This window comes from Saccharothrix australiensis, assembly GCF_003634935.1.
GTDB classification, from domain to species: Bacteria; Actinomycetota; Actinomycetes; order Mycobacteriales; family Pseudonocardiaceae; genus Actinosynnema; species Actinosynnema australiense.
The window spans coordinates 1,426,071-1,438,814 of sequence record NZ_RBXO01000001.1; the positions used below are offsets into that span (position 1 = coordinate 1,426,071).

At 72.7% G+C, this 12,744-nt stretch carries 8 protein-coding genes; 4 read left to right on the forward strand and 4 right to left on the reverse strand.

What is annotated here, in order from left to right:
- Positions 1-198 precede the first annotated feature (198 nt).
- Positions 199-1,119 (forward strand): hypothetical protein, encoded by a 921-nt coding sequence (locus tag C8E97_RS06795; RefSeq protein ID WP_121002675.1) that lies wholly within the window; start codon positions 199-201, stop codon positions 1,117-1,119.
- 31 nt (positions 1,120-1,150) lie between these two features.
- Here C8E97_RS06795 and C8E97_RS06800 read toward each other — a convergent pair whose 3' ends face one another.
- Positions 1,151-2,299: an FAD-dependent oxidoreductase gene (locus C8E97_RS06800; RefSeq protein ID WP_121002677.1), complete on the reverse strand. Its 1,149-nt coding sequence runs from the start codon at positions 2,297-2,299 to the stop codon at positions 1,151-1,153.
- 169 nt (positions 2,300-2,468) lie between these two features.
- On the opposite strand from C8E97_RS06800, the gene C8E97_RS06805 reads away from it, so the two are divergent.
- From C8E97_RS06805 to C8E97_RS06815, 3 genes are all read left to right on the forward strand, one after another.
- Positions 2,469-3,110, forward strand: a complete 642-nt coding sequence (locus C8E97_RS06805) for a TetR/AcrR family transcriptional regulator (protein WP_121002679.1) — start codon at positions 2,469-2,471, stop codon at positions 3,108-3,110.
- A 589-nt stretch (positions 3,111-3,699) separates the two neighbouring features.
- The gene (locus C8E97_RS06810; protein WP_147455014.1) at positions 3,700-8,292 is read left to right on the forward strand and encodes a hypothetical protein; all 4,593 of its coding nucleotides are present in this window, start codon (positions 3,700-3,702) and stop codon (positions 8,290-8,292) included.
- The gene (locus C8E97_RS06815) at positions 8,289-8,792 is read left to right on the forward strand and encodes a FixH family protein (protein WP_147455015.1); all 504 of its coding nucleotides are present in this window, start codon (positions 8,289-8,291) and stop codon (positions 8,790-8,792) included. Before C8E97_RS06810 ends, C8E97_RS06815 begins: the two co-directional genes overlap by 4 nt.
- A gap of 202 nt (positions 8,793-8,994) precedes the next feature.
- Here the strand turns inward: C8E97_RS06815 and murJ are convergent, their stop codons facing one another.
- From murJ to C8E97_RS06830, 3 genes are all read right to left on the reverse strand, one after another.
- A complete protein-coding gene (gene murJ, locus C8E97_RS06820; protein WP_281275315.1) occupies positions 8,995-10,626 on the reverse strand; it encodes a murein biosynthesis integral membrane protein MurJ in 1,632 nt (543 codons plus the stop codon).
- Between the two features lie 397 nt (positions 10,627-11,023).
- Positions 11,024-11,614 (reverse strand): GNAT family N-acetyltransferase, encoded by a 591-nt coding sequence (locus tag C8E97_RS06825; protein WP_121010930.1) that lies wholly within the window; start codon positions 11,612-11,614, stop codon positions 11,024-11,026.
- A gap of 123 nt (positions 11,615-11,737) precedes the next feature.
- On the reverse strand, positions 11,738-12,703 hold the full coding sequence (locus tag C8E97_RS06830; protein WP_121010933.1) for a GlxA family transcriptional regulator: 966 nt from the start codon (positions 12,701-12,703) through the stop codon (positions 11,738-11,740).
- Positions 12,704-12,744: the final 41 nt, after the last annotated feature.

Genomic DNA, 12,744 nt, shown 5'->3' on the forward strand with positions numbered 1-12,744 from the left:
GACGAGGCGAGCACCGGCCTACGCGAATTCCTCGACGCCGTTCACGCCGACTCGGCGATCGCCGCGCGGATCAGGGCCGCGTGGTCTGGGCCGCCGTGCTGCAACCGCGTCCGGGACATCCACCACGTGTCCACTCGCGGTCCACTGGCCGGCCGCAACCTGCGCGGCAGAACACCGTGAAGAGCACAGGGGTGGCCGATGAACGCGCACGCGGACCTGGTCCGGGAGTTGAAGTCGCTGCGCAAGGGCCGCGGCGTGCTGGCCGGCGGGATCGCGGACCGGGTGGGCCCGACCCTGCGCGCGGCCTGCGGGGTGACGGAGGACGACGAGCCCGGCGCGATCCGGCGGAAGGTGACCGACACGATCAGCGAACTGGCCGGCAGGCTGCCCGAGGACCTCCACCGGGCCACGCTCGTGGCGTTCGCCATCCACGAAGAGGCGCGGCTGCCGCTGTACCAGGACCGGGTGCAGTGGGTGGCGGTCCGGATGGACCGGGACCCGCGCACGGTCCGCCGCCGGGTCGACGAGGCCATCGACCACCTCGCGGAACTGGCCGCCGACGCGGTCGGCGAACAGTCGGACCGGCGGCCGGGCGGCTGGCACACCGCTGAACTGCACGCCGTCCTCACCCTGGACCGGCCGCGTCCCGAGGTGATCGAGCGGCACCGGGTCGTCGCCGACCGCGACGGCCTGCACGAGCTGGCCCTATCGCCCCCGCTCCCCTTGGACCCGCCCGACCTCGACCTCCGGGTGCTGTACGGCGGCACCCTGGTGGACCGCTCCACCCCGGCGCTCGCGCTGCCGACCGCCGTCCGCCGAGGCCGTTCCCACGACTTCGCGATCCGCTACCGGCCGGCCACCTCGCACGAGACGTGGTCCTACCTTGTCTACGTGCCACGGCACCCGTGCGACCTGCTGGACCTGAGGGGCCGCTTCGGCGACATTGCCGTCCCACCGCGCGTGTGGGCGCTGCAAGGCGCCGACCGGTCCGGCGGTTCCGTCCCGGCTCCCCGCGGTCACGAGCACCCGGTGGACCGGGCGGGCGAGATCCACCTGAGGTTCCACGACCTCACGCCCGGCCTGGCCTACGGGGTGCGGTGGGAGGCGACGAGCCGCTAGCCGTCGCGGGCTCCGGCCGGGCGTGCGGTGGTCAGCGGCGGGTGTGGGCGGGTTGCGGGTGTTCGGCCGGGTCCGGGGTGGACAGGAGGTGGCCGGTGGCGCCTTCCAGTCGTCGGGCCAGGTTCGTCGAGCGTGCGAGCATCGTCCGCTCGTAGTCGCGCACGGCCTCGTCGAGGGTGGTCGCGCGGGCCAGGGCCAGGGCCAGTTCGCACGCGTCGAGCATGGCGAGGTTGACGCCGACGCCGAGGGGCGGCATGAGGTGCGCGGCGTCGCCCAGCAGCGTCACGCCCGGCGTGTGCTCCCACGTGTGCGGCACCGGCAGGGCGAAGATCGGGCGGTCGACGTAGGGGCCGTCGTTGTCGGTGATCAGGCGGAGCAGTTCCGGTGACCAGGCCCCGTACTCGTCCAGCAGGCGGGCGCGGATGCCCTCGGTGTCGTCGGGGCGCAGGCCGCTCGCCGCCATCCAGTCCACCGGCACCCGCCGCACGAGGTAGACCCGCAGGCGGCCGCCGCTGCCGCGCTGCGCGAAGAGGCCGCGCTCGCCGTCGGCGACGTGCGCGCTGCCCCTCCCGACCAGTTCGGACAGCTCCGGGTGCGCGGTCTCCACGTCGTCGAACCAGGCTTCGAGGAAACCGATGCCGGTGTAGCGCGGTGTCGCGGGCGACACCGCCGCGCGCACGCGGGAGAAGGCGCCGTCCGCGCCGATCACCAGGTCCGCTCCGGCGGTCGTGCCGTCGGCGAACTCCAGTGTGCGCGGCCCGTCGGCCGGCCCGCTCACCGACCGGAGCGCGCGTCCCCAGTGGACGGTCCCCGCGTCGAGCGAGCGCAGCAGGAGGTCGCGCAGCTGCCCGCGGTCGATCTCGGGGCGTGCCGTGTCGCCCTCGTCCGGCAGGTGGTGGTCGAGCAGGCGTCCCGTCGCGTCCAGCAGGCGCGCCTCCTGCCCCTCGGGCCTGGCCAGCGCGAAGAACTCCGCCAGCAGGCCCGCCTCGCGGAGCGCGCGCTGGCCGTCCTCTTCGTGCAGGTCGAGCGAGCCACCCTGGTCGCGGGAGTGCGCGTCCGGGTCGCGGTCGTACACCGTCACCGGGATGCCGTGCCGCCGCAGGACGCGTGCGCACGTGAGACCTCCGGGTCCGGCTCCGATGACGGCGATCCGCGCTTCGCGGGGCGTCGGCGAGTGCATGCCGTGGTTCCTCTCGTCGGCAGGGTCCGGTGACGCCGCGACGCGGTGCCGACCGGCGCCGCGACCCCCACGGGGCGGCGACCCTGTGCGACCACCAAAGCAGAACTCAGTCCAAAAGTGCAACCAGTACAGTTTCTGTCTCGGTCCGGGTTCGGGGTACGGTGGGGCCATGCCCGACCCCGCGCGCACCGGCCGTCGCGAGCGCAAGAAGGCCGCGACGCGGCAGGCCATCGCCGACGCCGCCCTCGACCTGTTCCTGGAGCACGGCTTCGACCGGGTCAGCGTGCGCGACGTCGCCGACCGGGCCGACGTGTCCACCACGACCCTCTTCGCCCACTTCCCGAGCAAGGAGTCGCTGGTCTTCGACCGCGAGGAGGACGTCGAGGCGGCACTGACCGCCGCCGTCCGCGAGCGGCCCGCGGGCCAGGACGTGGTCGACGCGCTCCGCGCCCACGCGCTGGAGTGCTGGGCGCCGACCCTGTCCGACCCCCGCCTGGCCTCCTTCGCCGCCCTGGTCGACCGGACGCCCGCGCTCCGCGAGTACGCGGAACGCATGTGGGTGCGGCACGCGCGCGCCCTGGGCGTCGTGATCGCGGAGGAACTGGGCCGTGCGCCGGACGACCTCGCGTGCGCGGCGCTGGCCCGGTTCGCCCTGGAGGTGCCGGTGCTGGCCAAGGGGCGACCCGATCCCCGTGCGGCGGTGGAGGAGGTGTTCGACCTGCTGGTCGGCGGATGGCGGGCGCGGCACGACTCCGGGGGAGCGGTTCGCCGGGTGCGCTCGGAGGGCGGTTCCGCGAAGACGCGGGAGTGACCGGGCGGCCGTGCCGTTGCCGCGCTCGCGGAGCACGGCGGACTTCGGGTTCCCGAAAGCGTGATCCGCCGAATCGGATCAAGCGGCACCGCCGATGATCTCCGGTTTTCCGCGTCCACAGCGGACGAATCATTTCCGGGAACGACGACCACCGTCGACGTCGCGTCCACTGGAAAGTGATCACCGCGCACGCGCGCGATTTCCGCCGGTACCGCCGGAAGAGCGAGCCCGTCCGGTCGCCGCGCCGGGCAGCCGCGTGGACGCCGGGCGGCGGGACCGTTGTGGCGACTGGTGATCCGCCGGTCGCGGACCGTCACGTCGCGGCGCGATCGGTTGGGGCGCCACGGCTCCGCGCGACCCGTCGACCCCTCGAACCCGACGCGGGCCGCGCTGATCGGTCGCACCCGCCCGGTTCTTGACACACCCCTCACATTCTGGCCAGCATGGCTCCAGGGGAGTCAGCGTTCATTACTGGGGGATCGAGCCGAATCGTCCGGCGCGGCCAGGAATTACCCGTCACGCGGAATAGGCGGGTGGTCGCGCCGGCGATCCCCCGCGTCCCGCGCTGACGGACGAAGAGGGGGTTCCGATGAATGCTGCGTTCGCGGATCTCAGCCCGGTGATCGTCACACTGGCCGTCGCGCTGCTGCTGGTCGTCAGGGTCAGACGACGGCCACGCCCACTGCTGAAAGCGCTGCTGGGCGTGGCGGTCGGGCTGTGGATCGCCGCCGCAGGCGCATCCATGTGGCTGGTGAGCGAAGCGACGGCAGCGCGATTGCCCGCGGCTCCCGGAAATCCGTGCGCGACGGGGCAGACGCCGAGGACGTTCGCCGTGTCGCTGATCAACGTGCCGATCTTCCTCAACCGGTTCGGCGACGTGGTGCCCGAAGGGCGCATGTACGTCCTGGACGAGAACATCGCCAAGGTGCGTGCCACCTTCGCCCACGCCGCCGACCCGGCGCGGGTCCACGAGAACGACCTGATCGAGCCGCTCGCGGTGCGCGCCAACCAGGGCGACTGCGTCGAGATCCGGTTCACCAACCGGCTCCACGAACCCGCGCCCTCGTTCGACCGCGACGCCTCGATCTTCACCCTGCCCGGCGAGACGCTGCGCGCGCCCGGCGCGCTCACGCCCGGCCCGAGGGAGTTCGCGCCCGCCGCGACCAAGCCGGACAACGACTTCGACCCGGCCAAGGCGCCGCACGCGTCCATGCACTTCGACGGCCTCGACTACGACGTGACCGGGTCGGACGGCACGGCGGTGGGCAACAACCCCGACTCCACCGTCCCGCCCGGCCAGAGCACGACCTACCGGCTGTTCGCGCAGGCCGAGGGCGAGTTCCAGTTCAAGGACGGCGCGGACTTCTCGTCCCAGCAGACCCGACCCGTCGACACCGACGGCTCGGTGCGGTTCATCGGCTCGCACTCGTTCGGCGCGTTCGGCGCGATCGTGGTCGAGCCGCCGGGCGCGACCTGGGTGGACCAGCGCACCGGCGGACCGCTGCCCTCCGGCACGCGCGCGGTGGTCAAGCACCCCGACCAGCCCGACTTCCGCGAGCACGTGCTGTTCATGCACGACGAGGTGGAGGCCGAGCCGGGGATCCTGACCCGCCTGTGCCGCAACGAGAACCGGGACGAGGAAGGCGGCAACGAGTGCATCGCGCCCACCGCCGGGCAGCTCGCCAAGCTCACCGAGGGCACCCTGCCCGGCCTGGGCGGCGGTGACGCCGACGCCCTGGTCAACGACGAGGTGCCGGTGAAGCTGGAGTGGTTCGCGTTCAACTACCGCTCCGAACCGGGGTTCAACCGCGAAGAGGTCGACTGCCCCGTCGCCGTGCGCGCGGTGCAGGGCTTCGACGCGGCGGCCTGCATCGGCGAGGAGACCTCGCTGTCCTCGTGGGCCTACGGCGACCCCGGCGGCGGCGACCTGGTCTTCGCCAACTACCGGGGCGAGCCGATGCAGATCCGGTTGCTGCACCCCGCCGAGTTCGAGACCCACACCTTCCACTGGCACGTCAACCGCTGGCCGTTCGACCCGAAGGACGAGGGCGGCCTGCCCGCCATCAGCAACCCGTCCCACCGCACGACCACCACCAACCTGCTGGACGTGCAGGCGGTCTCGCCGGGCGCGCACTACGGGCTGGTGCCCCAGGGCGGCGCGGGTTCCGGGCACCTGAACAAGCCCGCCACCTTCGGCGACATCATCTTCCACTGCCACCTGTACCCGCACTTCGCCACCGGCATGTGGGGGCTCAACCGCACCCTGGACAAGCGGGAGACGGGCACCCGCACCAACCCCGACGGCACGCCCGTCCCGGCGCTGCTGCCGCTGGAGGACTACGACTACCAGCCGTCGGTGTCCGGCAGGCAGGACCCGCCGAGCCCCGTGTCGGCCACGCCGGGCTACCCGCACTTCGTGCCGGGCGCGTTCGGCTTCAAGGCGCCCAAGCCGCCGCTGGGCGTGTCCGCCCGCACCGACACCGGCACGTTCCCGCCCACCGCGCTGGAGAAGGCGGCGGCCGACCCGAACGCACGCGTCCCCGGCGGGTTCTTCCAGGACCCGTGCCCGGCCGGGCGGCCGACGAAGACCTTCGACGTCGCGGCCGTGGAGATCAGCCAGGCGTACCACCCGGACCTCGGCTGGCGAAATCCGCAGTCCAGGGTGTACGTGTTGCAGGAGGACAAACAGGCGGTGCTGAGCGGGAAGAAACCCGAGCCGTTCGCACCCATCCTCAACGTCGGCGACTGCGTCGTCTACAACCTCACCAACGAGCTGCCCGAGCAGTTCGGCGGCACGGTGTTCGACCGCGCGCAGGTGACCAACGAAGTCGGCCTGCACCAGCACATGGTCCAGTTCGACGTGCTGTCCTCCGACGGCGCGGCCAACGGGTGGAACTACGACCAGGGCGCGGACGCCGGCCAGACCATCACCTACCGGAACTTCGTCCACGAGAACACGTCGACGAACTCGTTCCACGACCACTTCTTCCCGAACGTGCACCAGGACAACGGCCTGTTCGGCGGGGCGAGCATCCACCCGCCCGGCTGCACGGCCGGCTACCCCAGGACGTCCGACCCGATCGGCGTGCCCAAGGTGGGCACCGTCTTCGACCTGCACTGCCAACCGACCACCGACTACCGGGGCAACCCGACCGACGGCCGCGACTACCGCAACTTCTCGCTGTTCGTCGAGGACCACGTGCCGATGTTCCGGCCGAACGACCCGAACTCGACCAACGACGACCAGTTCGTCACACCCGAGGGCGTGCCGATCTTCCCGGCGAAGTTCCCGTCCAGCACGGACGACCAGGGCGTGATGGGCGTCAACTACCGGCTGGAACCGTTCGAGCACCGGAGAAACGGCGACCCGGCCGACCTCTTCGACATCGGACCCAACCCGGTGCCCTACACACCGCAGCTGAAGGCGAACGCGGGCGACCTGGTGAAGTTCCGGCTCTTCCAACTGTCCCAGGAGGAGTCGCACGGGTTCACCCTCGACCGCTTCCGGTGGAAACACGAACCGCGTGACCCCGAGTCGAACATCGTGCAGGCGCAGCACATCGGGATGCTGGAGGCGTTCGAGGCGGAAGTCCCGCTCAACGACGTGCTCGCCGACTACCAGCACCCGTCGCTCTTCCGGAAGTACATGTACCACTACACGGGAGCGGACGACTGGTTCCTGGGCACGTGGGGCACGTTGGAGGCGTCGGGCTGCCGCAACCCGCCCAAGTCCGGGTGGGACCTGCGCGCGCTGGCGGACAACCAGAGCGGTGACTGCCCCCAGTTGCTCGACACCGGACAAGCCAGGGCCGCGCCCGCGGACTTCCCCGACCCCTGCCCGCCGTCGACGTCGGTGAAGCGGTTCACGGTGGCGGCGATCAACCACGACATCCCCTACAACAAGGCGGGCGACCACGACCCGAACGGCCTGATGTTCGCGCTGGAGGCGGACGTCCCGGCGATCCGGGCGGGCACGAAGGCGGCCGAGCCGCTGGTGATCCGCGCCAACTCGGGGGACTGCGTCGAGGTGACGCTGAAGAACCAGCTCGACCCGGCGAAGATGAAACCGCACTGCCACGAGTCGATCGAACCCGGCCAGCTCGGCTTCAAGGAGGGTGTGCTGACCTTCCCGGAGTGCCTGGACCAACCGCCGCGCGACGAGGCGAACGTGCCGGGCTTCCAACCGTTCCCGGTGGGCGCACGGGTCTCGCTGAGACCGCAGCTGGTGGACCACGCCGAGGCGTCGGCCGGCTCGAACGTCGGCGGCAACCCGGACAGCACGGTCGCGCCCGGCGGCCAGCACACCTACCGGTGGTTCCTGCCCGGGGACCTCACCGGGATGGCGCTGCTGGAGGACCGCGGTGACGTGCAGAACCACCTGCACCACGGGTTGTACGGGGCGCTGGTGATCGAGCCGCCCGGCTCGGAGTACCTCGACCCGGTCACCGGGCGTCCGCTGGCCAGCGGCACGCAGGCCGTGATCGCGCACCCGACCCAGCCGGACTTCCGGGAGAACATCGTGCTGCTCAACAGCGACCTGTCGCTGTTCCGGTCCGACGGGCAGCCGGTGCCGGACAACTTCGACCTCGTCACGTCGCCCAGCCGGGAGGCGGACGACCCGGAGGACCAGGGCGAGTTCTCCGTCAACTACCGCAACGAGCCGTGGTCGCACCGGTTCGCCACCAACCGGAACATCACCGACATCTTCGACTCCGGGGTGCACGGCGACCCGGCGACGCCGCTGTTCCAGGCGTACGCCGGCGACAAGACCGTGTTCCGGGTGGCGCAGGCCGTCGGCGACCCGAGGTCGACCAGCTTCGCCCTGCACGGCCACCTCTGGCGGCGTGCGCCCCTCGACCCGCAGTCGCAGCTGGCGGCCACCCAGGGCCAGTTCAACCCCGGCGTGGTCTACGACGTCGTCCTCGACCCGGCGGTGACCGGCGGCGCGGGCGGGCGGCGCGCGGTGCCGGGCGACTACCTCTACCGGTCCAGCACGCTGGCCAGGCACCTGACCGGCGGGCAGTGGGGCCTGTTCCGGGTGCACGGCGCGCGGCAGGCCGGCCTGCTCCCGCTGCCCGACCACCCGGTCGGGCCCGCGCAGGCGCCGGGCGGCGCGGCGAGGCTGCCGGACGCCCGGATGCCCGACCGGTCGTCCGTGGTCCAGCGGAGGTGGTCGCGGTGAACGGCGGCCGGGCCAGACGCCCGGCGGGCGCGGACCGGAGCCAGTTCTGGCAGGGCGCGGTGCTCGGGCTGTGCCTCGGCGTGACGCTGGCGCTGGTGCTGGGCCTCGTGGCGTTCGTCGCGACCCGTCCGACGGCGCCCGTGGCGGCGGCGGCCCCGACGCCGCAGCCGACCGGCGGCGCGACCCAGGCGGCCGTCGACATCACCGCCGAGCACCTGGGCAACCTCAAGGTGGCGGTCGAGGCGCAGGTCAGCGCGCCCGGCTCGTACGACCCGATCACCAAGGGGCAGGTGGTGGCCTACACGGACATGGTGGCGATGCCGATGACGCACCGGCAGGGCCCCATCGTGATGGCGGAGGTGGCCGGGCGTCCGGGCGTGTACCAGGCGACCACGACCGTGGACATGATCGGCGAGTACAACGTGACCGTGGAGGTGAAGCAGCCCATGGCGACCAAGGCGGACCGGCGGATCGACGTGCAGTCGGTCAGCCCCAAGTGAGTCCGGCCGCCTCCCGGCACCGGCGCCGGTGACGTGGCGCACGACGCCCCGCGACCGCTCGGTCGCGGGGCGTCGCGCCGTTCGGGATCGGCGACGAGCGGGCCGGGGCCTCGCCGAGCAGGGCCCTTGTCGGGCAGGGCTGCTGCCGAGCAGGGCCCTCGTCGGGCCGGGTCGTCGACGGCGGTGTCGTCGCCGGGCGGGATCAGCGCAGGCGGGCCAGCCGCAGCACCTTGTCCACCGCCGGCTTCACCTCCGGCACCCGGAACACCGCCAGCAGGCCGAACGCCAGCGGCAGCCCGATCACCGTCACCAGCACCACCTCGACCCACGCCGCGACGATCGGGCTCGACAGGTCGAGCAGGCCCTGGACCAGCGCGTTGACCCCCTTGGCCGCCGCGAACGCCAGCGACGACGCGACCACCGTCAGGCACACCGTCCACACGGTGAACCCGGTGCGCAGCCGGCCGAGCCGCACCCGCAGCCAGACCTGGCCGACCACCGCGCCGAACACGAAGCTGAGCGACATCGCCAGCGACACCCCGACCGCGAGCTGGTCGGTCGAGGACACCTCCAGGAAGTAGTACAGCAGCCCGATCCGCACCGCGACGATCAACGCCTGGATCAACGTGGGCGTGCGGGCGTCCTTCATGGCGTAGAAGCCGCGCAGCTGGAGCAGCGTGATCGCGTACGGCACCAGCCCGAACGCCGACAGCGCGAGCGCCGTGCCCACCCCCGTGCCGCCCGACACGCCCGCCTTGCCGAACCCGAACGCCGCCAAGCCGATCGCCACGCCGGAAACCGTCATCAGCGCGCTGAACGGCATCAGCAGGATCGTCGACATCCGGTTGCCGAACAGCAGGTCCCGCACCAACTGGTCGTTGTCGCCGTGCGCCGCCGCCCGGCTCATCCTCGGCATCAGCGCGGTGAGCAGCGAGACGCCCAGCACGCCGTAGGGCACCTGCGAGATCAGCCACTGGTAGTTGAACGAGACCAGCGCCGACTTCGAGTTGGTCGCCACGTTCGTCAGGATCATCATGCTGACGAACCCGAGCCCGACGTAGAGCAGCACCCAGAACGCGAGGCCGCCGAACTCCGCGAACCGCTTGTCCCAGCCGAACCGCCAGCGGAACCGGAACCCGGTCCGCCGGAGCGCCGGGACCAGCACGGACGCCTGCACCGCGACGCCGAGCACCGTGCCGATGCCCAGCACCAGCAGCTTCGCGTCGGTCAGGTGCACCGGGTCCAGCGAGATCTCGCCCGGCATCAGCGCGTACACGACCAGCACGACGATCACGACGAGGTTGTTCAGCACCGGGGCCCACGTCGGCAGGCCGAACACGTGCCGCGCGTTCAGCACCGCGCCGAGCAGCGCGGTCATCCCGTAGAACACGATGCCGGGCAGGACCAGGTAGGCGAACGCGGTGACCAGCGCCGGGTTGGCCTCCGGCGAGTCGGAGATGAACAGGTCGGTGAGCAGCGGCGCGCAGGCGACCACCACGACCGTGCCGACGCCGAGGATCGCCAGGCCCATGCTGATCAGCCACTGCGCGTACGACTCGCCGCCGTCGCCGTCCTCCTTCTCGGCGCGGACCAGCAGCGGGATCGCCACGGAGGTCAGCACGCCGCCGAGCAGCAGCTCGTTGATCATCGTCGGCAGGGTGGTCGCCGCCTGGTACGAGGTGTTGAGCTGCTCCGCGCCGAGCACCGCGATCAGCAGCACCTTCGACAGCAGCCCGGTGACGCGGCTGACGATCGTCGCGATGGCCATCGAGCCGCCGGCCCTGGCGATCGACGGGCCCGCGTTCCCGGTCGTGGTCGTACGTGTCTCGCTCAACTCGCGCTCAACTTCTCCGGTGTCCGTCCTCTGGGCACGTCGCCGTCCGTGCCGTTGCGGGCACGGGCACGCCGGTGGGTGTCGCCCGGACAGGTGGACGAGCACGTTCACGGCGTCCGCGATGACGACGACCGTGATGGTGCCGCACGCGAGGACGACCCCTCCAGCTTGGCAGCGTCGTCCGGGACGTCACCGTCCGGGGTGACGCGGGCGCGGACACCGCCCCCGGCAGACCGCTCCCGTGCGCCCGTACGGGTGATGTCGCTCACCGGACGGGGGAGCGTTGCAGGTCCTGCTGCCGCGGGCCGGCCCCGGCTCGACGGAGTCGCGCGGAACCGGGGCCCGGATCGGTCACCCGGCTGGCCGGGGGCGGTCGGCGTGGGGCGGTCGTTCCGGGTCAGCCGGCGTGGGGCGGTCGGCTCATGCACCAGGCCGACGGGCCGCCGTCGGGCAGTTCCACGCGGGCCGTCACCTCGAAGCCGAGCTTGCGGTACAGCCGCACGTTCCGCTCGCCCACGGTCTCCAGGTACGCCGTGACCCCGGCCTCGTCCGCGGCGTCGAGGCCCGGTCGGATCACCGCGCTGCCGAGGCCCTGCCCCTGCCGGTCCGGTCGCACGCCGACCGCGCCGAGGAACCACGTCGGCCCGGTCGGCCGGTGGGGGCCGAGCGCCTGCTCGACGCGGGCGGACGTCCCGGCGCGGTCGCCCGCCAGCTCCGCCGCCCGGTCCGCGATCGGCCCGAACGCCGCCGCGGCGTCGGTGTCCGGGGTGGTCCACACGGCGACGGCGCCGCGGTCGTCGGTCACCCACACCGCGCCGTGCGCGAGCCCGATCTCGACCAGGAACAGCCGCTGGAGCGCGCGCAGGCGGCGCTCGTGGTCGTCCGCGGCCACGACGTGCCGGATGAAGGGGTACCCCGTGAACGCCGCGGCCAGGGTGTCCGCGGCCGGCTCGATGTCCGCGCTGGTGGCACGCCGCACGTCAGTCATGATCACGACGGTACCTCGGGTGTCCACCGGGAATCGGCGTGCGGTCGCCCGCGGTGTCCAGGGCGGCCGTGACGCTGTTGTGTTCGTGGACAGGTCGGTTCGCGGTGATGTCCGTCACCGGCATCACTCGTGCCCGGCCGGTGACGGCGTCGAGCGGAAGGCCGCGCGGTAGGCGTTCGGGGTCGTGCCGACGACCTGCTTGAAGTGGTCGCGGAAGGTCGTGGTCGAGCCGAACCCGACTTCGCCTGCGATCCGGTCGACGGTGTGGCCGGTGGCTTCGAGCAGGTGCTGCGCGCGGCGCACGCGGGCGCGGATGAGCCAGCGCAGCGGGGTGGTCCCGGTCTGCTCGCGGAACCGGCGGCTGAGGGTGCGGGTGCTCAGGCCGGCGCGGGCGGCGATGTCGTCGATCGTCAGCTCCTCGGCCGCGTTGTCCCGCAACCAGTCCAGCAGCGGTTCGAGGAGCGAGCCGCGCGGCACGGGCGGCTGGTCGTGTACGACGAACTGCGCTTGGCCGCCCTCGCGCTCCAGCGGCACCACCGACAGCCGGGCGGCGTCGGCGGCGACCGCCGAGCCGTGGTCGCGGCGGATCAGGTGCAGGCACAGGTCCAGCCCGGCGGCGGCGCCCGCCGAGGTGAGGAACCGGCCGTTGTCCACGTAGAGCACGGTCGGGTCGACCTCGACCTCGGGGTGGCGGGCGGCGAGCGCCGCGGCGGCGCGCCAGTGGGTGGTCGCGCGCAGGCCGTCGAGCAGCCCGGTGGCGGCGAGGACGAACGCCCCGGAGCAGATCGACGCGATGCGGGCCCCGCCGGCCGCGGCGCGGCGCAGCGCGGTCAGGACGTCCTCGGGGATCGGCGCGGTCGGGTCGGCGCAGCCGGGCAGCACGATCGTGTCGGCGTCGGCCAGCGCGGCCAGCCCCCACGGCGGCCGCAGGGTGAACGCGCCCGCGTCGACGGTGGGCGTCGCGCCGCAGATCCGCACCTCGTAGGGGACGCGGCCGTCGGGCAGCCGGGTCCGGGTGAACACCTCGATCGGCGTGGAGAGGTCGAACGGGATGACCTTGTCCAGGGCGAGGACGGCCACGGTGTGCATGTCGCCACGGTAGGTGTTCCGGCGTCGGTGCCGGCGCGGGC

Bases quoted from the DNA above. Each gene is read 5' to 3' on its own strand.
- C8E97_RS06795 (WP_121002675.1), top strand. From the start codon at position 199: ATGAACGCGCACGCGGACCTGGTCCGGGAGTTGAAGTCGCTGCGCAAG.
- C8E97_RS06800 (WP_121002677.1), bottom strand. From the start codon at position 2,299: ATGCACTCGCCGACGCCCCGCGAAGCGCGGATCGCCGTCATCGGAGCC.
- C8E97_RS06805 (WP_121002679.1), top strand. From the start codon at position 2,469: ATGCCCGACCCCGCGCGCACCGGCCGTCGCGAGCGCAAGAAGGCCGCG.
- C8E97_RS06810 (WP_147455014.1), top strand. From the start codon at position 3,700: ATGAATGCTGCGTTCGCGGATCTCAGCCCGGTGATCGTCACACTGGCC.
- C8E97_RS06825 (WP_121010930.1), bottom strand. From the start codon at position 11,614: ATGACTGACGTGCGGCGTGCCACCAGCGCGGACATCGAGCCGGCCGCG.
- C8E97_RS06830 (WP_121010933.1), bottom strand. From the start codon at position 12,703: ATGCACACCGTGGCCGTCCTCGCCCTGGACAAGGTCATCCCGTTCGAC.